17 protein-coding genes are annotated in these 21,420 nt (G+C 59.5%); 6 read left to right on the top strand and 11 right to left on the bottom strand.

The window, feature by feature from the left end; genetic code table 11:
- Both ABOK31_RS26020 and ABOK31_RS26015 read left to right on the top strand, forming a co-directional pair.
- Complete coding sequence (locus ABOK31_RS26020; protein WP_349959615.1) at window positions 1-1,236, top strand: pyridoxal phosphate-dependent aminotransferase; 1,236 nt, start codon at window positions 1-3, stop codon at window positions 1,234-1,236.
- A 135-nt stretch (window positions 1,237-1,371) separates the two neighbouring features.
- The gene (locus tag ABOK31_RS26015; RefSeq protein WP_349959613.1) at window positions 1,372-4,407 is read left to right on the top strand and encodes an FAD-binding and (Fe-S)-binding domain-containing protein; all 3,036 of its coding nucleotides are present in this window, start codon (window positions 1,372-1,374) and stop codon (window positions 4,405-4,407) included.
- A gap of 83 nt (window positions 4,408-4,490) precedes the next feature.
- On the opposite strand, the gene ABOK31_RS26010 is transcribed toward ABOK31_RS26015, so the two are convergent.
- Entirely contained in the window at window positions 4,491-5,594 is a 1,104-nt protein-coding gene (locus tag ABOK31_RS26010) for a saccharopine dehydrogenase family protein (RefSeq protein WP_174173109.1), read from the bottom strand.
- Between the two features lie 138 nt (window positions 5,595-5,732).
- Between ABOK31_RS26010 and ABOK31_RS26005 the strand changes: the two genes are divergently transcribed.
- Window positions 5,733-6,164, top strand: a complete 432-nt coding sequence (locus ABOK31_RS26005; RefSeq protein WP_349959612.1) for an Lrp/AsnC family transcriptional regulator — start codon at window positions 5,733-5,735, stop codon at window positions 6,162-6,164.
- Between the two features lie 10 nt (window positions 6,165-6,174).
- Here ABOK31_RS26005 and ABOK31_RS26000 read toward each other — a convergent pair whose 3' ends face one another.
- The 8 genes from ABOK31_RS26000 to ABOK31_RS25965 all read right to left on the bottom strand — a co-directional run bounded on the left by ABOK31_RS26000 (window position 6,175) and on the right by ABOK31_RS25965 (window position 15,397).
- A complete protein-coding gene (locus ABOK31_RS26000) occupies window positions 6,175-6,999 on the bottom strand; it encodes an ABC transporter ATP-binding protein (protein ID WP_349959610.1) in 825 nt (274 codons plus the stop codon).
- A complete protein-coding gene (locus tag ABOK31_RS25995; protein WP_349959609.1) occupies window positions 6,996-7,985 on the bottom strand; it encodes an ABC transporter ATP-binding protein in 990 nt (329 codons plus the stop codon). Before ABOK31_RS25995 ends, ABOK31_RS26000 begins: the two co-directional genes overlap by 4 nt.
- Window positions 7,986-7,987: 2 nt before the next feature.
- Window positions 7,988-8,845, bottom strand: a complete 858-nt coding sequence (locus ABOK31_RS25990) for an ABC transporter permease (RefSeq protein WP_349959608.1) — start codon at window positions 8,843-8,845, stop codon at window positions 7,988-7,990.
- Window positions 8,846-8,848: 3 nt separating this feature from the next.
- Entirely contained in the window at window positions 8,849-9,853 is a 1,005-nt protein-coding gene (locus tag ABOK31_RS25985) for an ABC transporter permease (protein WP_113344779.1), read from the bottom strand.
- Window positions 9,854-9,970: 117 nt separating this feature from the next.
- A complete protein-coding gene (locus tag ABOK31_RS25980) occupies window positions 9,971-11,869 on the bottom strand; it encodes an ABC transporter substrate-binding protein (protein WP_349959607.1) in 1,899 nt (632 codons plus the stop codon).
- Between the two features lie 188 nt (window positions 11,870-12,057).
- On the bottom strand, window positions 12,058-13,566 hold the full coding sequence (locus tag ABOK31_RS25975) for an alpha-N-arabinofuranosidase (RefSeq protein WP_349959605.1): 1,509 nt from the start codon (window positions 13,564-13,566) through the stop codon (window positions 12,058-12,060).
- A gap of 219 nt (window positions 13,567-13,785) precedes the next feature.
- Entirely contained in the window at window positions 13,786-14,715 is a 930-nt protein-coding gene (locus ABOK31_RS25970) for an ArsR family transcriptional regulator (RefSeq protein ID WP_174173117.1), read from the bottom strand.
- A 181-nt stretch (window positions 14,716-14,896) separates the two neighbouring features.
- Window positions 14,897-15,397, bottom strand: coding sequence for an invasion associated locus B family protein (locus ABOK31_RS25965; protein ID WP_349959603.1), 501 nt, complete (start codon window positions 15,395-15,397; stop codon window positions 14,897-14,899).
- Window positions 15,398-15,557: 160 nt separating this feature from the next.
- Between ABOK31_RS25965 and ABOK31_RS25960 the strand changes: the two genes are divergently transcribed.
- Both ABOK31_RS25960 and ABOK31_RS25955 read left to right on the top strand, forming a co-directional pair.
- Complete coding sequence (locus ABOK31_RS25960; protein WP_349959602.1) at window positions 15,558-15,980, top strand: GNAT family N-acetyltransferase; 423 nt, start codon at window positions 15,558-15,560, stop codon at window positions 15,978-15,980.
- A gap of 283 nt (window positions 15,981-16,263) precedes the next feature.
- Window positions 16,264-17,286 carry an LLM class flavin-dependent oxidoreductase gene (locus ABOK31_RS25955; RefSeq protein ID WP_174173120.1) on the top strand — a complete coding sequence of 341 codons (1,023 nt, stop codon included), beginning with the start codon at window positions 16,264-16,266 and terminating at the stop codon, window positions 17,284-17,286.
- Window positions 17,287-17,371: 85 nt separating this feature from the next.
- Here the strand turns inward: ABOK31_RS25955 and cml are convergent, their stop codons facing one another.
- A complete protein-coding gene (cml, locus tag ABOK31_RS25950; protein ID WP_349959600.1) occupies window positions 17,372-18,574 on the bottom strand; it encodes a CmlA/FloR family chloramphenicol efflux MFS transporter in 1,203 nt (400 codons plus the stop codon).
- Window positions 18,575-18,911: 337 nt separating this feature from the next.
- Between cml and ABOK31_RS25945 the strand changes: the two genes are divergently transcribed.
- Entirely contained in the window at window positions 18,912-20,414 is a 1,503-nt protein-coding gene (locus tag ABOK31_RS25945) for a globin-coupled sensor protein (protein WP_349959598.1), read from the top strand.
- A gap of 89 nt (window positions 20,415-20,503) precedes the next feature.
- On the opposite strand, the gene ABOK31_RS25940 is transcribed toward ABOK31_RS25945, so the two are convergent.
- Window positions 20,504-21,382, bottom strand: a complete 879-nt coding sequence (locus ABOK31_RS25940) for a LysR family transcriptional regulator (RefSeq protein ID WP_349959596.1) — start codon at window positions 21,380-21,382, stop codon at window positions 20,504-20,506.
- Window positions 21,383-21,420: the final 38 nt, after the last annotated feature.

Raw genomic sequence — 21,420 nt, 5'->3', positions numbered from 1 at the left:
ATGACGATCGCCACGAAAATCGAAGAGGCGGGCTTCAAGCCCGCTTCGCGGATCGCCTCCATCGGCGTTTCCACCATTCTTCAGATCGGCGCGCGCGCCAGCGCGATGAAGCGTGACGGCCTGCCCGTTATCATTCTCGGTGCGGGCGAGCCGGATTTTGATACGCCTGACAATGTGAAGGAAGCGGCCAAGGCCGCCATCGATCGCGGCGAAACGAAATACACCGCGCTCGACGGCACGCCGGAGCTGAAGAAGGCGATCGCCGGAAAGTTTCAGCGCGAGAACGGCATCGACTACGCGCTCGACGAAATCACCGTGGCGACGGGTGCCAAGCAGATCCTGTTCAACGCCTTCATGGCCTCGATCAATCCGGGCGACGAGGTCATCATCCCGACGCCCTATTGGACCTCCTATTCCGATATCGTCGAAATCTGCGGCGGCGTGCCAGTTTTGATCCCCTGCGACGCCAAGGCCGGTTTTCGCCTGAAGGCGGATCAGCTCGAAAAGGCGATCACGCCGAAGACGCGCTGGCTGCTGCTCAACTCGCCATCGAACCCGTCGGGTGCGGCCTATTCCAAGGCCGATTATCTGCCGCTGATCGAGGTGCTGCTCCGCCATGCGCATGTCTGGCTGATGGTCGACGATATGTATGAGCACATTGTCTATGACGGGTTCGAGTTCGTCACGCCCGTCGCGATCGAGCCCAGCCTCAAGAGCCGAGCCCTGACGGTGAACGGCGTTTCCAAGGCTTATGCCATGACCGGCTGGCGCATTGGCTATGCCGGCGGTCCGAAGGCTCTCATCAAGGCCATGGCCGTTATCCAGAGCCAGGCAACATCCTGCCCCTCCTCCATCAGCCAGGCGGCGGCCGTTGCGGCGCTCAATGGCCCGCAGGATTTTCTTGAGGGTCGCAAGGCAAGCTTCCAGCGTCGGCGCGATCTGGTGGTTAACCGGCTGAACGCCATTGAAGGGCTGGATTGCCTGGTGCCGGAAGGTGCCTTCTACACCTTCTCCGGCTGTGCCGGCGTGCTCGGAACGACGACGCCATCCGGAAAGACGATTGCCACGGATGCGGACTTCTGCGCCTATCTGCTCGATGAAGCCCATGTCGCCGTCGTACCCGGCTCCGCCTTCGGCCTGTCCCCCTATTTCCGCATTTCCTACGCGACGTCGGAAGCCGATCTCGTTGAAGCCCTCGATCGTATCGAGCGGGCTTGCGCAGCTCTTAGACGCTAAAGCAATTCCAGCCGAAGCGCAAAGCAGTCATGCATCCGGAATTGCGTGAAAACAAAGAGATAGAGCATTTCCGTAATTCTGTTTAAAAACAGGAACGCTCTCGTCATCGCGTAAAACGCCGGAAGTCTTCGCATCATGATACCACGCCTCGTTTCGGCGAAAGACAGTTCGCAACATCAGATCGGCGCCTTCGGCCGCCGACTGGCCGCACTTGGCTTTCAAGGCGATGTTGAGACGGATGACGGCGCGCGGACGGTCGCCTCGACCGACAACTCCATCTATCAGGTCAAGCCGGCCGCCATCCTCTACCCACGCGGCAGCGATGATCTGCAAATCATCGCCAGAGTCATATCCGAGCCTGCCTTTTCCGATCTCGCCATCGCCCCGCGCGGCGGCGGAACCGGAACCAATGGTCAGTCCCTAACCTCGGGCATCATCGTCGATTGCTCCCGGCATATGAACCGCATTCTGGAGATCGATCCGGTTCGAGGGGTCGCCCGTGTCGAGGCTGGCGTCGTCAAGGATCAGCTCAACAAGGCGCTGAAACCATACGGGCTGTTCTTCGCACCCGAACTTTCCACCTCCAATCGTGCCACCATCGGCGGCATGATCTCCACCGATGCCTGCGGCCAAGGTTCTTGTCTTTACGGCAAGACCAGCAACCATGTTCTCGGCCTGCATGTGGTGCTCTCGGATGGCAGCGATTGGTGGTCGCGCCCGCTTGCCGGGACCGAGCTGGAGGAGATCAAGGCGCGTGACGATCGGATCGGTGAAATTCATCGCGTGGTCGATGCGATTGCCCGGGACAAAAGCGAGCTGATCGCCGCGACCTTCCCGAAGCTCAACCGCTACATGACCGGCTACGACCTCGCCCATATCAGGCGTGAGGACGGCCGCTTCGATCTGAACGCGGTGCTGTGCGGCTCGGAAGGCACGCTGGCGATGATCGCCGAAGCCGAGCTCAACGTGCTGCCGATCCCGGCACAATCGGCCCTCATCAACATCCGCTATGACAACTTCAACACCGCGCTTGAGGATGCGCGGCGGCTGGTGGCGCTGAAGGTCGCTTCCGTCGAGACGGTCGACGAGAAGGTGCTGGGTCTGGCAAAGGGCGATATCGTCTGGAGCGGCATCGCACGCTTCTTTCCCGAGGATGCTTCCGGCGCCGCCAATGGTATCAACATCGTCGAGGTGCTGGCCGACAATCGCGACGAGCTGGAACGGAAGCTGGCGGATGTGACCGCCGCTCTTGATGACCTCTCGTCGGCACGCCACAAGGGCTATACGGTCGCCCGCGACAAGGCCGAGATCGAGGCGATCTGGTCGATGCGCAAGCGCGCCGTCGGTCTGCTCGGCAATGTCGAGGGACCGGTGCGGCCGGTGCCCTTTGTCGAGGACACCGCCGTTCCACCTGAGAATCTGGCTGCCTACATAGGCGAATTCCGCGCACTTCTCGATGCCGAGGGGCTGGACTACGGCATGTTCGGCCATGTCGACGCCGGCGTTCTGCATGTCCGCCCGGCGCTTGATCTCACCCGCACCGACCATCAGCCGCTCGTCCGCAAGATCAGCGACGGCGTCGTTGCCCTCACCCGCAAATATGGCGGCGTGCTCTGGGGGGAACATGGCAAGGGCGTGCGCTCGGAATATGTGCCTGATTACTTCGGCGACCTCTATCCCAGCCTGCAGGATATCAAGCGCGCTTTCGATCCCGGCGATCGCCTCAATCCTGGCAAGATCGCCTCGGGCGCATCGCGTCCGTTGCTGAAGATCGACGAGATATCACTGCGCGGTGACTTCGATCGTATCATCGGCAATGATATCCGCGCTGCCTTCGACAATGCTGCTTATTGCAATGGCAATGGCGCCTGTTTCGATTTCGATGCCACAAGCCCGATGTGTCCCTCCTTCAAGGCAACGGGCGATCGGCGCTATTCGCCGAAGGGGCGCGCGGCGCTGATGCGTGAGTGGCTGCGCCTGCTTGCCGAGCGGAAGGTCGATTCCCGGCGAGAGGCGGAAGCACTGCGCCGCGCCAATCCTTTCGGCAATCTCCTGCAGCGGGTGGCCAACTCCCTCAATCCGGCCAATCGGGACGACTTTTCTCACGAGGTGCGGGCAGCAATGGATACCTGCCTCGCCTGCAAGGCCTGTGCTGGCCAATGTCCCGTCAAGGTCAGCGTGCCGGCGTTCAGATCGAAATTCCTTGAGCTCTACTACGGTCGATACCTTAGGCCGCTCAAGGACCCAATCGTCGCGGCCATCGAAACGACTTTGCCGCTGATGGCGCGTTTCCGGCCCGGCTACAATCTGCTGACCGGATCGGCCTCCGGCCAGGCCTTGATGCGGCTTGCCGGCCTGACCGCGCTTCCGGCCATGCCGGCGATATCGCTCGAACGGGAGGCCGCTCGGCTCGGTGTTCGGATCGCCACGCCAGAGCGTCTGGCGAAGCTCTCGGAAAACGAGCGCGCGCAAGCTGTCGTCATCATTGCTGATGTCTTCTCCACCCATTTCGATCCGGGTGTCGTTATCGCAACTCTCAAGCTTGCACTGAAAATGGGCTTCAAGCCGTGGCTTGCCGTATCACAGAACAACGGCAAGGCCCTGCACGTGCATGGCTATCTTGGCCGCTTCGAGAAGGTGGCGGCGAAATCGCGCGACTATCTCGATCGCATGTCGCAAATGGGCATCCCGCTCGTCGGCATCGATCCGTCGATGACGCTGACCTATCGCAGCGAATATGCGGCCCTGCCGTCTGCTAGGCTACAGGTGCCGGTGCTGCTGCTTCAGGAATGGCTCGCGACCAATCTCGACCGCTTGTTGCCAGCACGGGCCTTGCCGCAGGAGCGTTTCGCACTGCTTGTCCATTGCACGGAACGGACGAATGCGCCGGCTGCCCTTAAGCAATGGTCTGATCTCTTCGGGAAATTGGGTATCAAGCTCGATATGCCCGATGTCGGCTGTTGCGGCATGGCCGGCACCTTCGGTCATGAGGTGCGCAATCGCGCCATCTCGGAAGAGCTCTACGAAATGAGCTGGCAGGACCGGATCGCTGAGAACGGCAATCAGACCGTGGTCATGGCAACCGGTTTCTCCTGTCGCTCTCAGGTCGCCAAGATCGATCGCCAGACCATCCCGCACCCGGTCGAGATCCTCGTGCGACTGATTGGCTAGTCGCCGAGGAGCCATTTCCAAGGGCCAAAACACATGTGGCGCCCGAAGGCGCCACATATAAAAACAACAGGAAGAATAGCCGCTTAGACGGCTTCTCTCATCCTGATTTTCTCCAGGCTGTAGACCTGCCCGAAGCGATTGGCGAGGAAATCGCCGAGATCGATTTCTTCCTGGCAGACGAAGCCCTTGGCGGGCAACTTGCCTTGAGCGAGCAGATCGAGAACGGTGGTGATGCCAGCGGCCGTGGTGATCTGGATGGCGCTCATCTTCTTGCCCGCAACGATGCCGGCATAAACCTTGTTCGCATAGGTCTCCTGCATGTAGCGGCCCTCGCGCCAGCCGCAGACAGTGACGAAAACAACGACCACGTCCTGCATGGTGGCGGGCAGTGCGTTTTCGAAGAGATCCTTCAGCACGTCACGGCGGTTCTTGAGGTTCAGGTCGTTGAGCAGCGCCTTGATAATGGCCTGGTGACCGGGGTAGCGGATAGTGCGGTAGTTCATCGTACGCACGCGGCCGGCCAGCGTCTTGGCAAGCGTACCCAGGCCGCCCGAGGTGTTGAAGGCCTCATAGGTGACACCGTCGAGGGAGAACTCTTCGCGCTCTTCCATAGCCGGCACGGTCACGAGCTTGCCCTCAACGATCGCCTCGCACGGCTCGATATATTCGTTGATGAGGCCGTCCGTGCTCCAGGTCAGATTGTAGTTCAGGGCATTGGACGGATATTGCGGCAGCGCGCCGACGCGCATGCGGACGCTGTCGAGGCTGTCGAAACGCTTGGCGAGATCATTGGCGACGATGGAGATGAAGCCCGGCGCCAGGCCGCATTGCGGGATGAAGGCGGTGTTTGCCCCCTGAGCCAGCTCTTCCACCTTCTTCGTGGTGGCGACGTCTTCGGTGAGGTCGAGATAATGCACGCCGGCTTCAAGTGCCGCTTCCGCAACGAAACCAGTGAGATGGAACGGTGCGGCCGACAGGACGGCAAACTTGCCCTTCAGAACGCCGACAAGCCCGGCCCGGTCGGCAATGTCGACGGCGGCGATGGAAATTGCAGGGTGACGATCGATCTTATCGAGCTGTTCCTGGCTACGGTCGGCGACGACGACCTTGTAATCGCCCGTTTCGGCCAGCATCAGAGCGATCGCCCCACCGATCTTGCCTGCGCCAATGACCACTATGTCTTTCATATGACTCCCCTGCATTTCATTGATAAGATTTTTATAAGTGTAGGCAGGAGTTGAACGATTCATAGCGACAAAAAACGCATTTCGTTGTATAAATATAAGCAAAATGACGAAGCAATTTTGCAAAATGTAGGAAACGCCATGCAGGTTACCGATAAGGATCGCGAACTGATCGCCTTGCTCGGACAGAATGCCCGTATGCCGGTCGCGACGCTCGCCAAGAAGCTGTCGCTGTCGCGCACCACCGTTCAAGCCAGGCTTGAGCGGCTGGAGCGAGAAGGCGTGATTGCGGGCTATGGTGTGCAGCTCTCGGAGACCTATTCGTCCGGCCTCATTCGGGCGCATGTGCTGATCACGATCGCTCCGAAAGCACTGTCAGCCGTGACGGCGTCACTGGATGCCATCCCTGAGGTAACGACGCTACATTCGGTGAGCGGCACGTTCGATCTGATCGCGATCATCGCGGCGCCGTCGATCTCCCAGCTGGATCAACTGATCGACGGAATCGGCACCATTGATGGCGTCGAGCGCACCTTGTCGTCCATCATCCTTTCGACGCGGATCTCGCGTTGAAGTCTGCAGATCAGCTAAGCGCCGCCGGCTCCATCTCCGGCGTCGTGGAAAGCACGGCTTCCTTCAAAGCCTGCGAATAAGGATGCTGCGGATTGTCGAGGACGGCACGCGCGCCGCCCTGCTCGACGATCTCACCCTTCTTCATGATGATGATCCGATCGCTGATGTAATAGGCGGTTGCCAGATCATGGGTGATGTAGATGATCGACAGCCCAAGGTCCCTCTTCAGCTGGCCGAAGAGATTGACGATCGCCATTCTAAGCGAAGCGTCGACCATCGAGACGGGTTCGTCGGCAACCAGCAAGCGTGGCTGCGGGATGAGTGCCCGCGCGATGGCGGTTCGCTGTAACTGGCCGCCTGAAAGCTCATGCGGAAAACGCCCCTTTATCTCGGCAAGCGTCAAGCCAATATGAGCGAGCGCCTCGTCGGCCATGCGCTCGACATCAGCTCGGCTCGGCCGTGCGCCCGTCGGTGCAAAACTTTTCGCTGTTTCAAAGAGATATCGATCGACCCTCTTCAGCGGGTTGAATGCCTCGAACGGGTTCTGAAGAACCGGCTGCACTTCGCGCATGAAGGCGCGGCGCTCGGACCGTCCGTGAATGGCGACGGGTTTGCCGCGAAAGGTGAGATCACCCGATGTCGGCGCCGTCTGGCCGAGGATCATCGAGGCAATGGTGGATTTGCCGGAGCCTGACTCGCCGACGATGGAGAGGATTTCCGGCTCCTCTCCCAAGCTCAGACTGACATCGTTTACCGCCACGATCTGGCGACGGCTGAGCATCCCGCCCTGCCGGAAGATTTTGCTGACATGCGAGAGGGCAAGAAGATCGCTCATCGCGCGCCTCCCGTCACCGCGAAGCAGGCGACACGCCGATCCGGCTCGACAGCCACCATAGGCGGCGCTTCGCGGCTACAGATATCCATGCGCTTCGGACAGCGCGGGTGAAAGCGGCATCCCTCCGGTGGCATGGCGAGATTGGGCGGCCTGCCTTCGAGCGAGGGGCGCGTCGAAACATCCCCGATCCGCGGCAGGCTTGAGACCAGATGCTGCGTATAGGGATGCAGCGGTATTTGAAAAAGCTTGCGTGTCGGAGCTTCCTCCACCAGCCGACCGGCATAGACGATACCAATGCGATCGGAGACGGCGGCGTGAACGCCCATGTCATGGGTAACGAACAAGAAAGAGGAGCCCATTTCGCGCTGTATCTCGCGGATCATCGACAGCACGTCGCGCTGGACGATGACATCGAGCGCTGTCGTCGGTTCGTCGGCAATGATGAATTCCGGCGTGAGGATGGTGGCGAGCGCGATCGTCATGCGCTGACGCATGCCGCCGGACAATTCATGCGGATAGGCATCGAGCAGGTGGGCATCCAGCTTCAGCCGCTGGAGATGTGTACCAACCCGATCAAAGAACGTGCCGCGATCGGCTTTCATGTGGCGGAAAGCAAAATCCGTGAACGAGTGCCGGATGCGCCGCACGGGATTGAGCACATTCATCGATCCCTGCATGATGTAGGAGAGATGGCGCCAGCGAAGCGACGCCCGCTGCTCCGGCGTCATGGCGTAGATATCCTGCGTGCCGCTGTTGAAGTGGAACTTGACAGCGCCGGAGACGACGCGAAGCGGCGGCCGGATGGCGCCCGCGATGGTCTTGATCAGCGTCGTCTTGCCGCTGCTTGATTCACCGGCAACCCCGTAAATCTCGCCGCGGCCGATCGACAGGCTGACATCGTCAACCGCCCGCACTTCGCGATCGACGCCGTAAAGGAAGGCCCGGTAATAGGCCTTGAGGTTGTTGACTTCGACGACAGCCTCCATGCCTAGCCTCCCATCCTGTTCAAGCGACTGCGGGGATCGTTGTATTCATTCATCGACATTGACAGCAGGAAGAGCGCCATGAACAGCACGACGATGGCGGCCACCGGCGCTGCGACCCACCACCATGTACCGGCGATCAGGGCCGAATGCGCGTTCGCCCAATAGATCATCATGCCCATGGTCGGTGTCTCGATATCGGTGAAACCGAGCACCGACAGGGTGATCTCCATGCCGATCGACCAGATCATGTTATTCATCGTCGTGGCAAAGACGATCGGCAGCACATAGGGCAGATGCTCCTGGACGAGGATCTTGGACATGCTCATGCCGGAATAGACGCTCTGCGTGGTAAATGGCCGCGTCTTGAGGCTGATTGCCACCGAGCGGATCAAGCGCGCATCGTAGGACCAGCCGAGCGAGGCCATGACGACGATCAGTACCGTCCACGTCATTTCGTCCTTCAGCACGAAATAGAACAGGATCAGCAGCGGAAATTGCGGAATGACCATGATGCTGTCATTGATCGCCATCAGCACGCGATCGACGACCCCGCCGGCATAGCCCGCCACCAGCCCCACAACCAGCGAGATGATGCGCGACAGAATGGCGACGCCGATGCCGAAATAAAGCGTGTTGCGGAGCGCTGTCGTGAGCTGCCAGAAAACATCCTGACCGCGCGATGTCGTACCCAGCCAGTATTGCCCATCCGGCGGCATATCCGGCGGCAACAGATAGAGATCTGAAGGGCCATAGGGCGAAAAGTAGGACAGGATCACCAGCCCGACGATGATTGCGAGCAGCAGGAGACCAAAAAGGAATTCCATATTCTGGCGAGCAAGGTCGCGAACGATCGTCAGCATGGCCTACTCCACCTTGATGCGCGGGTCGATCAGCGGACCCAATATGTCGATGATGAAGACCGCGGCGGCGACACCGGCGATCGAGAGCGCGCTGAGCCCCAACACGAGGCTGTAGTCGCCGGCATGCACGGCCGAAATCAGCAGATTGCCGATGCCGGGATAGCCGAAGACGATCTCCGTAATGACCGTGCCGTTGAAGACGGCGCCGAGCGACATGGCAAGGCCGGTAAACTGCGGCACCATGGCATTACGGGCGATATAGGAGCGCAGGATCTTGCGCTTCGGCACGCCGCCCAGCTCGGCGAAAACCACATAGTCCTCGGTGATGATATTGGAGACGAGCGCCCGCATCCCGATCAGCCAGCCGCCCGTCCCGACAAGGATCAGCGAGAGCGCCGGCAGGATGGAGTGGCGCAGAATATCGAGCACCAATGCAAAGGACAGCTGCAGATTGGTGTTCATCTCATAGCCGCCATTGATCGGCAGGATCGGCCAGACATAGCCAAAGAGGATGATGAGAACGAAGGCCAGGATATAATAGGGGATCGGCTGCATGGCTATGAAGACGAGGCTGACGGCCTTCAGCACCATGCTCTTGCGGTAATAGCCCGCGAGCGCGCCGATCATGTTGCCGAGGAGGAATGTGATGATGACGGAAACGGTCATCAGGCCGATCGTCCAGGGCAGTGCCCTCATGATGATGGCCGAAACGGGCGTGGGAAATGCAGAGAGTGACGGCCCGAGATCGCCGGTCGCAAGCCGCCCCCAGAAATGCAGATATTGCTGCCAGATGGAGCCCTCGAGACCATAGAGTTCTCTGAGCGACTGGCGCATCAGCTCGACGGCACGGGGATCGGATGCCCCCATTTGCTGAATGGCGCCGATGCTTTCCTCGACGGGATCGATCGGCGTCATATGGGTGATGAAGAACGTCGCGGAAATGCCGAGGAAGACAACGAGCAGGAATTGGCCAAATCGTTTCAATACGAAAACTGGATAGGACGTCATGCCGCCGTCTTCCTCGCTGCTTGCGCTTCATCATCAATTCAAAAGATTCGCCGGACGTGCCTAGTGTCCGGCGAAAGGTGCCCGATGCGGCGATTGCCGCATCGGGGTCGGGAGAAATCAGGGCTGGGCCGGCTTCAGCTTGACCATCATCAACCGGGAGTTCGCCCAATTGGGAACGGGGTCCGTATAGGGGTCGGCAATGGTCGGATAGCCCTTCCAGTAGGTCGTATCCATCGAGGTGAAGACGTTATAGGACATCAGAGGAATGGTCGGCATTTGCTGCGCTACCAGCTTGAGATAGTCCTTGCCGAGTTCGATGCCCTTCGGATCATCGGCACTGACGCGGCGGATGTTCTCGATGATTTTGTCGAGATCCGGATTGGACCAGCGCTGCCAATTGCGCGGCGCCTGGTTCTCACCCTTCTTGGCAACGAAATCCGAATGCCAACTGTCCAAGAAGAAGGACAGATCGGGATCGCCGCCCCAGGTCTCGACGCTCCAGGCGATGGCGCACTGGAAGTCACCGGTTGCCAGCCCTTGCCAGACAGCCGAAGAGGGAACGGCCTTGGCGTCGATGCCGAAGGCGGCCCATTGCTGTGCAATCAAAGTGCCGGCGCGGGTGAAGACCGAGCGGGTGTCGCCCTCGACCGTCATACGGATCTTGAACGGCTGGCCGTCAGGCGTCATCCATTTGCCGCCTGACTTCTTGAAGCCGGCCTTTTCCAGGAGCTCGGCGGCGGCCTGCGGATCAGGCTTCCACCAGCCGTAGCCGAAGGCGCTGCTGATCGCTGCCGGATCGGTCGGGATCTGATCCTTGTACTTCGGCTGTTTGCGCAGCAGGTCGGCGATCTGCTGGCCGATCGTCGGATCGTAAGGCCTGATCTTGCGCTTGCCGGTATCGATCTCGAAATTCTTCAGCCAATCCTGCATCGGCGCCTGATAGTCCGTCATCGCGATTGCCGTCGGCGGAACTCCGAGTGCCGATAGCGTCGCGGCCCCACGATAGCTTGCCATGTCGACGGCCTTGATATCGATGAGCAAAGCCAGCGCCCAGCGTACGTCAGGATTCTGGAACAGCGGGTCCTGCGTATTGAAGATCACGGCCGGCAGCGTCGGATCGGGATGAGCGAAGGGGAAGCCGGGGAACCAGCTTTCGACCGTCTTCGACTTTTCCTTCAGCGTGAACATGCCCTCGGGCGTGTTGTCATGAATGATATCGAGATTGTGTTCGAGCTGCGCAATCGTGCGCTTATCCGGCGGACCGGGATCGACATAGCTCACATATTTCGGAGCCGGCTCGCCGAAGCGGGCAAGCGAGGTGCGCTGCCAGTCGTCGCGCTTCTCCCAGGTGTACCATTTGCCTTGCGGGTCGAACGCCTTCAGCTTGTAGGCGCCGAGCGAAACGGGATTGGCAAAATCATAGCGAACCGGATCGGCAACCTTTTCGAAGACATGCTTCGGCATGATCCAGGCGCCATTCCAGCGAACGGTGAAGATCGCATGGAAGCGCGAATTCGGCTTCTTCAGCTTGAAGACGACCGTATAGGGATCCGGCGCTTCGACACTCGCGACCTGGACCGAGAAGGCCGCGCTCCAGTTCATGCCCGGATGGTCCATCTGTGTCTTGACGGTGTAGACCACGTCATCGGCGGTGAATTCGACGCCGTCGCTCCAGTAGATGCCCTTGCGCAGTTTCACCGTCATCTGGGTGAAATCGTCATTATATTGCGGCTTGTCTGCAGCAAGTGAGTTGTCCCAGGCCGAACCGCCCAGGCCCTTCTCCGGATCGATGTACCAGAGCGTATCCATGGTCAATTGCTGAATGCCGGTCGAAACGCCGCCACCGCCATTGACCCAGACGTTGAACCAGCCAGGATTCTTGATCGTTCCCTCAGGGTTTTCAACGATCAAGGTCTCCTTGCGCGGCAAGGCGGTATAATCTTGGGCCTTGGCCGCCGCAACGAGGCCGAACGTGGCCAGTGCGACGCCGAAGGCAAGCTTCTTCCACTGCTGCATGATCTCCTCCCATTTTTATCGACTGCGCGGCGCACCCAAGCGATGGTGAGCAGACCGCGATTTCACCCCTTTTCCCGGCTGGCCACGCAAGCTGCGTGCGGTCCGGGCCTGCAAAAGGCCGCCGGCCGCCTCCTCGCGACCGTTCGACCGTTTTCGATGCTGGAGCGCATGGCCCCAGCGGCAAGGCGTTACACCGCTAGCCGGATCACCGTGTAGGATAGCGGCTTCAACGTCGCACGAAGCCGGCCATCCTCGATCTTGGCATCGCCCGTCTGGGTCGGAACGACAGCATTCGGCTGCGCTGCCGTGTTGACTGCCCGCAGATCGCTGTGGACCATCTCATGCTGTTCGACGACACGGGCTCCGGCAAAGCCTTCGAGACGCGTGTCGAGATCGAGCGCGCTGTCGGGATGGCGGTTAACGGCAAACAGCGTGACCATCTTGCCGAGGTCATCGTGAACGGCCGACACATCGAGATAGGGTACGTCATCGGCCTCGTCGCTGTCATAGGTCGGGCCGTCGGTGACCAGGCGCAGCGCGTAGCCGCGGCCGTATTTCGAGGCGAAATAAAGCGGATAGTAGATCGTCTGCCGCCATGCCGGGCCGCCGTCCTCGGTCATGATCGGCGCGATCACGTTGACGAGCTGGGCGATACAGGCAATGCGCACGCGATCGGAGCGGCGAATGAAGGTGTTGAGAATGCCCCCGACCTGCAGCACGTCCTCGAAATTATAGACATCTTCAAGCAGATGCGGAGCATCCGGCCATTCGTTTCGCGCCAGAATCTCCTTGTCCTGCTGGTTGGAATGATACCAGACGTTCCACTCGTCGAAGGAAATGCCGATGGTCTTCTTTGAGCGCTTCTTCGCCTTGATATAGTCGATGACGCCGCCGATGGTGACGATGTAGCGATCGAGCTTCTCGGCCTTGGCCAGATAGTTGAGCGTGTTTCTCTCGCGATTGGCGAAATACATGTGCAGCGAAATATGGTCGGCGCTGTCGTAGCACTGATCCAGGACCTCAGCCTCCCAATCGGGATAGGTCTTCATATCGGAATTGGACGAGCCGCAGACGACGAGTTCGAGCGACTTGTCGAAGCCGCGCATCGCCTTCGCGGTTTCATCTGCCAGGCGTCCATATTCATAGGCAGACTTGTGACCGACCTGCCAGGGGCCATCCATTTCATTGCCGAGGCACCAGAGCTTCACCCCATGCGGATCGGCCCAGCCGTGCTTGCGCCGCAGATCCGACCAATAGGTACCGCCCGGATGATTGCAATATTCGAGGAAGTTTCTCGCCGCATCCAGGCCGCGTGAGCCGAGGTTGACTGCAAGCATCGGCTTGGTGTTGGCCTTCTTGCACCAATCGACGAATTCATTGACGCCGATCTGGTTAGCCTCGCGCGTCCGCCAGGCAAGGTCGAGACGCACCGGTCGCTCGGAACGAGGCCCGACGCCATCTTCCCAATTATAGGCGGAAACGAAATTACCACCCGGATAGCGGCAGTAGGGCGAGTTGAGCTCGCGTACGAGCTCAATCACATCCTTGCGAAAACCGTGCTCGTCAGCCGTCGGATGGCCCGGCTCATAGATGCCGCCATAAATCGCCCGGCCCAGATGCTCCAGAAAAGAGCTGTAAAGCCGATCATCGATGTCGGCAATTCGGAAATCACGGTGGACGATCACATGCGCCTTCACGGCCTTCCTCCCATATATATCAGATATTTCGTTCTTATACCTTGATCTTGATACACTTTTGGAAGGTCGTCAACGCGCCCAAAACAGAAAATAGCGCAAAAGTCATCGGGACAGCACCCAGAACGGCACAAAATTTCCCGCAAAAACAGCTATTTACAAAAAAATATGACTTATCGGAATTTCGCTCCGATCATATGCTATATATCATAAATCGAGATATTATTGCGCCAAGTCGATACGCATAAGGATATCGCGGCCATAATTGCCGAAGCCTCGGCCGAAAATATTGATGCCGCCGGTGTTGCGCGCATCCTCGGCGATCCCGATCCGCAGGCGGATCGAGGAATGCTGGCCGATGGCGAGATCATCGATCGTCACATCGGAAGCGGCAACCCCATCGATGAACGTGCCCTTCTTGGAGATTCGCCAAGTCTTGAGCTTGCCATATTGTGAGCCTTCCAGCTTCCACCAGCTTGGCGTAAAGGCTCCGCGCTTGTCGCCGTAGTCGCCGGGAGAGGTCCATGTGCCCACAGCAACACCGTTGATCCACACGGTAATGTCGGACGGCCAGTCCGGATTGGTGCCGGGCACTTCGGATGAGAGCTCCATCGAGAATTCGATGGCATTGACATTCCTGTTCAAGATCTTGGCATTGTTCGGGAATTTATATTCGACATGGCCGCGGCCGAACCAGAGAAGACCTGCCTGCATGCGCTGCGGATCAAGGAAATAGTCGGGAACATCGAGCAGACCGATGACGCCTTCGGTGGAACACAGACCACATGGCGCGTGTGTCTCGCAGCTCGTATAGAGGCCGATCGGCATGGCGACTTCGATCACGTCCTCATCATGCTTGAAGGCCTGATCCTCGAAGCTCAACAGGATTTCGTCGTAAAGCGCGGTGCAGATCTTCTGGTAGCCTTTGCGCGCTTTTGCGGCCTTGGTCTCGACAAGACCGGCCTCTTCCAGGATCATGATGCCTGTTGCGACAGTGGATTGCGGCAGGTCCAGTTCCCGGGCGATCTCGTTGACATTCAGCGAACCCCTGGCGCAGAGCAGCTTCAGCATGTCAACGCGCGCCGGCGCCGAAAGCGCCCTGAAGACCGCAGCATTCTCACCCGCATAAATTGTCAGAAAGCCGCGCTTCATCGAATCCTGAATTCCCCATCAACAGGTTTCATTTATATCAGGATTTTTGATTTCACAAGAGATATCAGTTCGAAAGCCCCGGCTGACGCCTTCTCCGCGGAATGAGAAGACGCCAATCCGCCCGCTAGCTACACAACTCGCCGCAGCGAAAACCCCGGCCTATCCCCAAAAGCCGCCGATCTCACTGGCAAGTCTCTATCCGCTTCAACGCGGCCGTAATGCCGGAGAGAGAGTAGGAATAGCTCGTCTCGGTGCCTCGCTTCGAGGTTGCCTGCAGCTGCAGCTGTGCGCCGCCCTTCATGGCGTTGACCATGGTCGGCTCCTGCGCCTCGTTCCTTACCCAGCCGTGCCGGTCTTTCGTAAACATCGGGAACGTCTTGTCGCCAACCGTCGCCGTCATCTGCGCACCGTCTTTCAGGTCATAGCCCATCGCGGCCTCGGGAACCAGTTTGTCGCCGGGAGACAGGCGCGAGACGATGAAGAAGTTATCGCCGTGGTCGACACTGGCGGGCTGCTGCGCAACCGGTTTCGATAAAACATAGCAACTGACGTCGTCGCCGGATTTATAAGAATATGCACCCCAATGATCGAATTGATCGATACGGACGGGCACTTCCGCATGCGCAATACCGGCGCTGAATGCGACGAAGACCAGAACGGGGGCGAAATTTCTTGCAAACATAGTTTCCTGCCATTTCTTGTTTCAAGGACGTTGAAAGCGAGAGATGCACTCACACACGCGGCAGTTTCGGTGCGGTGCGTTATCCGATTGTTAACGTGTTCCTTAAAATTTGTTCATGTTAGAAAACACGCAGGAAATCATATCGGAGAAGAATGCAACCATGTCGAGCGCCACAATTTCGGTCCTGGACAGCCCGACGGACGCCGACCGCCGCGCGATTCTTGCACCTCTGGACGCCTTCAATAAGACGAAGGCGGGCAATGAGAATTACGAGCCGATTGCCGTCGTGCTGCGCGACGAAACGGGCAATATCGTTGGCGGCATCTGGGCGCAGCTTTATTTCGATTGGGCTTTTATCGAACTGCTTTTCGTGCCCGAAAGCCTGCGCGGCGGGGATTTCGGATCGAAACTGATCCGCGAAGCGGAAGAGATCATCAGGGCAAAAGGCGCCGTCGGCGTATGGCTCGATACATTCAGCTTTCAGGCTCCCGGCTTCTATGAGCGCCAAGGCTATGAACGTTTCGGCACGCTCGAAAACTATCCGAAAGGCATGACGCGCTTCTTTTATCGCAAGATCTTCTGATCCTCGGCACCGAAATCAAACAGTTGCATCCGAAACGAGCAGTTTGAACCCACAGAATAGTCAGGGCCTCATCCGCTGCCTCTATCGTCATTGACGATCAGTTCACAAATTGTGCTGTTCCATCCAGTTACATCCATGCACATATAGGCGCATAAACTTGCGGCTTTTGCGAGCCATGGCATGAAGACGGAGCAACGGAGCAAAAATGCATTCAGCTTGCATCTTCGTAGACGTGCATGACGCAAAATCGAGCCGTGTTAACCGGATATAGTAGGATAACACCATGAAGAAGATCGGTTTCCTTTCCTTCGGCCACTGGACGCCCTCACCGCAATCGCAGACGCGCTCGGCAGCCGATACACTGCTACAGTCGATCGACCTTGCCGTCGCCGCCGAGCAATTGGGTGCGGATGGCGCCTATTTTCGCGTGCATCATTTTGCGCGTCAGCTTGCCTCCCCCTTCCCTCTGCTGGCAGCGGTCGGTGCCAAGACCAGCCGCATCGAAACCGGCACCGCCGTCATCGACATGCGCTATGAGAACCCGTTCTATATGGCCGAGGATGCGGGCGCTGCCGATCTCATCGCCGGCGGGCGACTGCAGCTCGGCATCAGCCGCGGCTCGCCGGAACAGGTGATCGATGGCTGGCGCCACTTCGGCTACACGCCGATGGAGGGCGAAAGCGACGCCGACATGGGCCGCCGGCACGCCGAAGTGCTGCTCGATCTCTTGCGCGGAGAGGGATTTGCACAGCCAAATCCGCGGCCGATGTTTCCCAACCCTCCCGGGCTCCTACGCCTGGAGCCGCATTCCGAAGGCTTGCGCGACCGGATCTGGTGGGGGGCATCCTCCAATGCTACGGCCGTATGGGCAGCAAAACTCGGCATGAACCTGCAAAGCTCGACGCTGAAGGATGATGAAAGCGGCCTGCCCTTCCACGTCCAGCAGGCCGACCAGATCCGTGCCTATCGCGAAGCCTGGAAGGAAGCCGGGCACAAGCGCGAACCGCGGGTCTCGGTCAGTCGCAGTATCTTCGCGCTGGTGAACGATCTCGATCGCGCCTATTTCGGCCGCAGCGGCCAGGATGACGACAAGGTTGGCTTCATCGATGAGAAGACGCGCGCCATCTTCGGCCGCAGCTATGCCGCCGAGCCGGATGTGCTGATCGAGCAGCTAGCGAAAGACGAGGCCATCGCCGCCGCAGATACGCTGCTTCTGACCGTGCCGAACCAGCTCGGAGTCGATTACAACGCCCATGTCATCGAAAGCATCCTCACCCATGTCGCGCCGGCCTTGGGGTGGCGCTAAATCGTTTGCTAACGGCAGCAGACAAAACGAACGCTGAAACCCAGCCTGAACTGCCCGCGAAATCTGGCTTTCGCGGGCAGTTGTTTCAGATGGATGCCTTCTCAGGCAGTCGCATCAAGACATGAAGCGCTGCCAGTACCAGCAATGGCATCAGGGTCGAGAACGCCACCAGAGGCCATGCACTGTCACCATCCAGCGCCGTTACAGCCAGCGTCCCGACGAGGCTTACGATCAGGCTCTGGATGCAGAAGTAGAAGGCCACGGCCGATCCGGCGATATCGCCAAATTCCGCGAGCGCCCCGTTCGCCGTCACCGATGCCGCAAAGACAATGCCGACAGCCATGATCCACATCGGCAGCACGAAGTTCCCAAAAGACGGCGATCCATAAATCTGGCCGATCGCAAGCATGGCTGCACCGGCAAGAAGCAATGCCATACCCCGCCCAACGCAGCCGGGGATACCCCACCTCCCGACGAACACGCCGGCAAAGCGCGCCGTCGCGATCATCACAACGGCGACCGTTGCGAATGCCATGCTGAAGCCAAATTCCGAATAGCCGGCCCGGCCGATCAACACGCGTGGCGCGGTCGAGAAGAACACGAAGAACGTGCCCATGCACGCACTGAAGGCCAGCGTGTAGGTCCAGAATGGAAAGCTTGCGAAGATTGGCCAGATGGAGCGACGCAGCCCGGCCGAAGCTGCCGGTCGCGTTTCGTGCCAGCATGCCATGGCGTTGACCGTTGCGACCAGGGCAAGGAGCGCCAACAGCATGAAGATCGCTCGCCACCCGAAATGATCGGCAATCATCGCCCCGGCGATCGGCCCAAGCGCCGGTACGAAGGAGAGGATCGAGCCGAAGGCGGCATAGATGATTGCCTGCTCCGGGCGATTGCCATAGACATCCCGGACGGTCGCAAAGGTCGCGACCAAAGCCGCTGAGGCGCCGGTCGCTTGCAGCAATCGGCAAAGTACGAAGGCGGTCGCATCCGATGAAAGCGCCGCTCCAAGGGATGCGGCGGCGAACAGAAGCGCACCCGACAGCAGGACGGGACGACGCCCGATGCGATCCGAAAGCGGGCCGAACGCGACCTGGCCGAGACCCAGCATGACCATATAGAGGCTCAACGTCAGCTGAACTATCGGCGGCGTCGTGTTCAATATGCCCGGCATCGACGGGACGACGGGAAGGTAGATATCCATGGCCAGCGAGGCGAGGATGTCAAAAGGCGCCATCAGCAGCAGTGCCGCCGGCAGCGAGTAGGCCCAGGATGGGCGTATATCAGACATGAGAAAAATCCGCTCGAAAGAGAGTTCGGGCGGCGTCTGCCACTGGCTTCAATTGCAATGAATTCGACAGCACGCCGCAACAACAAAAAGCTGTTGCGGCTTATCTATCTGCTGACTTGGAGTTCCCCATGCCAATTGCCCCATGGCGAGATACGTAATGATCACCAGCCTTTAGCAGATGCCGGCAAGGCGAGCAATGACATTGCAACGCGCCAGCGGCTGCAACCCGGCCATGTGGGGCCGCGACAATCATGCCGCGAAAATAGGCTGATATTCTAATAAATTTTTAACCATGCCCATGCCCTAACTGCTTGTAATTTCTTCATCGGAGCAGGTTATGGTACGCGCATCGAAAATGGACGAGTTGAATGATCGGCTCGACTTTGTTGGACTGGGGCAGGATGCCCGACAGGCTCTCTCGGAACTGCAGCCAACCATCGAATCTGCCGTCAAAGGCTCCCTCGATGTTTTCTACCAGAGGATCGTCAAACATCCGGAAATGTCGAAGTTCTTCTCGTCGCAGCAGCATGTGGCGCATGCCAAATCCAAGCAGCAGGATCATTGGAAGACGATCGCATCAGGCAAATACGGACCCGACTATGTCGAGGCGGTCTCGGCCGTCGGCAGAACCCATGCGCGCCTGGGGCTGGAACCGCGCTGGTACATCGGTGGTTATGCGCTGATCCTCGAAGGCATGGTACGCTCGATCGTCGCGCAGCAGCTGTCGGGCTTCATGCAGCGCAAGCACGAGCAGGCCCTGTCGCGTCGGCTGTCGGCGATCGTCAAGGCCGCACTCGTGGATATGGATTACGGCATTTCCGTCTATCTGCAGGTGCTCGCCGATGAGCGCGACCGCGCCGAGGCCGAGCGGGCCGCCGCACAGCACGAGCAGGAGCGCGCGCTCAATGCGCTCGGCATCGCGCTGAACGGCCTTGCGAACGGCGACCTGACGGCTGACATCACGGAAGCCCTTTCCACCGAGTTCGAAGTTCTGAAGAGCAATTACAACGAATCGCTCGCATCCCTCGGCACAGCAATGCAACGCATCGAGGATTCGGTGACGCGCGTTCGCGACGAAGCCGGCTCGATCTCGTCTGCCGCCGACAACATGGCGCGGCGCACGGAGCAGCAGGCATCCGCGCTCGAGGAAAGTGCAGCTGCGATCGACCAGATCACCACCATTTCCGAACAGACGGCCGAGCGGACACGCGAAGTGCAGGCGATCGTCAAGGAATCCGCCTCGGAAGCAGAGCACTCCCGCGAAGTCGTTCAGCAGGCCGTGTCCGCCATGGGCGATATCGAAACCTCGTCTCGCAAGATGACCGATATCATCTCCGTCATCGACGACATCGCGTTCCAGACCAACCTTCTGGCGCTGAACGCCGGTGTCGAGGCGGCAAGAGCCGGCGAACAGGGCAAGGGCTTTGCCGTCGTCGCCCAGGAAGTCCGCGAGCTGGCGCAGCGCTCGGCAACGGCGGCAAAGGAAATCAAGGATCTGATCGACAGGTCATCCAACGACGTTCGTCGCGGCGTTGAGCTGGTCAACAGAACCGGCGAGGCACTCGCCCTGATCGGTAATCAGGTCGCCTCCATCGACCGGAATGTCGGCGCCATCGCGCGCTCGACGCAGGAACAGGCCGTTGGCATCAGCGAGATCAACTCCGCAGTGCGCAACATGGATCAGATGACCCAGCAGAACGTGGCGCTGATGGAAGAGACGAATGCCTCGACACGGCACCTCGCCGATATCAGCAACGAGCTCGCCGGCCTGGTCGGCCGGTTCAAGACGGTGCGTTCGGGAACGCGGACTGGGGCCGTGAGGTTAAAGCTCGCGAGCTGAGACAGCCAACCTCCGTCATCGTTTGCATTCTAGCCGGTTCATTTCAATCGGCTCCAGACGCAAGTCCGGGGCCGCTTTGGCTGAGCAGTCTACCCCGGCATATTCTCGATTTCCGCCAGCAGCCACTGGCGGAACACTTTCATTGACGCCGTCTCGGCCCGCGATTTCAGCCGTGTCAGCCAGTAGCTTCCCGTCATCGCGGTGATTTGGAACGGCTGCATGATCCTACCGGCCTCGATGTCATGGGAAAACATCGCGACCGGCACGAGCGCGACGCCGACGCCGCGCGCTGCGGCCTCCACCAGCGTGAGCGAGGAATCGAACATCCAGCCGCGAAGATGGGGAGGCTGCAGGCCCGCAGCCCTGAACCAGAGCGCCCATTCATCGACCCGGTAGGATCGCAAAAGCTCAACATCGGCAAGATCGGCGGGCGTACGCAATCGCTTGCCGATATCGGGCGTGCAGACCGGGGAGAGCGGCGCGTCCATCAGATGGATCGCCTCCGTTCCATGCCAGGCGCCATCGCCGAAGCGCAGGAAGAAATCCAGCCCGTCGAGCACCATGTCGGCGCGATTGTTATTAGTCTTTAGGCGCAGATCGACGTGCGGATGCTGCGCCTTGAAGCTCGCGAGACGCGGCATTAGCCAGCCGATGGCGAAGGTGCCGACGACACCGATCGTCAGGATCTCGGCGAAATTCCCCTCCTCCAGCTGGCTGAGCGTGGCGCTCATGCGTCGAAAGGCATCCGTCAGCACCGGCAGCAGCGCATGCCCTTCATCGGTCAGCGCAAGACCGCGCGGCAGGCGCTTGAAGAGGGTCACACCCAACACGTCTTCCAGCGCCTTGACCTGATGGCTGATCGCCGTCTGCGTGACCCGGAGCTCCAGGCCAGCCCGCGTAAAACTGCAATGTCGCGCCGAGGCCTCGAAAACGCGCAGCGCGTTCAGCGGCAGCTGTGAGATGTCCATTTATGTCCTAAGGCCAAGTTTTTCTCATGTCTAAGCCC

The organism is Rhizobium sp. ZPR4 (assembly GCF_040215725.1).
In the GTDB taxonomy this organism is placed as follows: domain Bacteria; phylum Pseudomonadota; class Alphaproteobacteria; order Rhizobiales; family Rhizobiaceae; genus Rhizobium; species Rhizobium rhizogenes_D.
Note: the sequence above shows the minus strand (reverse complement) of the source record. Positions and strands in the feature narration are given on the sequence as shown.

Excerpts from the sequence above, each read along its gene's own strand:
- ABOK31_RS26020 (WP_349959615.1), top strand. The coding sequence starts at position 1 with ATGACGATCGCCACGAAAATCGAAGAGGCGGGCTTCAAGCCCGCTTCG.
- ABOK31_RS26015 (WP_349959613.1), top strand. The coding sequence starts at position 1,372 with ATGATACCACGCCTCGTTTCGGCGAAAGACAGTTCGCAACATCAGATC.
- ABOK31_RS26010 (WP_174173109.1), bottom strand. The coding sequence starts at position 5,594 with ATGAAAGACATAGTGGTCATTGGCGCAGGCAAGATCGGTGGGGCGATC.
- ABOK31_RS26005 (WP_349959612.1), top strand. The coding sequence starts at position 5,733 with ATGCAGGTTACCGATAAGGATCGCGAACTGATCGCCTTGCTCGGACAG.
- ABOK31_RS26000 (WP_349959610.1), bottom strand. The coding sequence starts at position 6,999 with ATGAGCGATCTTCTTGCCCTCTCGCATGTCAGCAAAATCTTCCGGCAG.
- ABOK31_RS25995 (WP_349959609.1), bottom strand. The coding sequence starts at position 7,985 with ATGGAGGCTGTCGTCGAAGTCAACAACCTCAAGGCCTATTACCGGGCC.
- ABOK31_RS25990 (WP_349959608.1), bottom strand. The coding sequence starts at position 8,845 with ATGCTGACGATCGTTCGCGACCTTGCTCGCCAGAATATGGAATTCCTT.
- ABOK31_RS25985 (WP_113344779.1), bottom strand. The coding sequence starts at position 9,853 with ATGACGTCCTATCCAGTTTTCGTATTGAAACGATTTGGCCAATTCCTG.
- ABOK31_RS25980 (WP_349959607.1), bottom strand. The coding sequence starts at position 11,869 with ATGCAGCAGTGGAAGAAGCTTGCCTTCGGCGTCGCACTGGCCACGTTC.
- ABOK31_RS25970 (WP_174173117.1), bottom strand. The coding sequence starts at position 14,715 with ATGAAGCGCGGCTTTCTGACAATTTATGCGGGTGAGAATGCTGCGGTC.
- ABOK31_RS25965 (WP_349959603.1), bottom strand. The coding sequence starts at position 15,397 with ATGTTTGCAAGAAATTTCGCCCCCGTTCTGGTCTTCGTCGCATTCAGC.
- ABOK31_RS25960 (WP_349959602.1), top strand. The coding sequence starts at position 15,558 with ATGTCGAGCGCCACAATTTCGGTCCTGGACAGCCCGACGGACGCCGAC.
- ABOK31_RS25955 (WP_174173120.1), top strand. The coding sequence starts at position 16,264 with ATGAAGAAGATCGGTTTCCTTTCCTTCGGCCACTGGACGCCCTCACCG.
- cml (WP_349959600.1), bottom strand. The coding sequence starts at position 18,574 with ATGTCTGATATACGCCCATCCTGGGCCTACTCGCTGCCGGCGGCACTG.
- ABOK31_RS25945 (WP_349959598.1), top strand. The coding sequence starts at position 18,912 with ATGGTACGCGCATCGAAAATGGACGAGTTGAATGATCGGCTCGACTTT.
- ABOK31_RS25940 (WP_349959596.1), bottom strand. The coding sequence starts at position 21,382 with ATGGACATCTCACAGCTGCCGCTGAACGCGCTGCGCGTTTTCGAGGCC.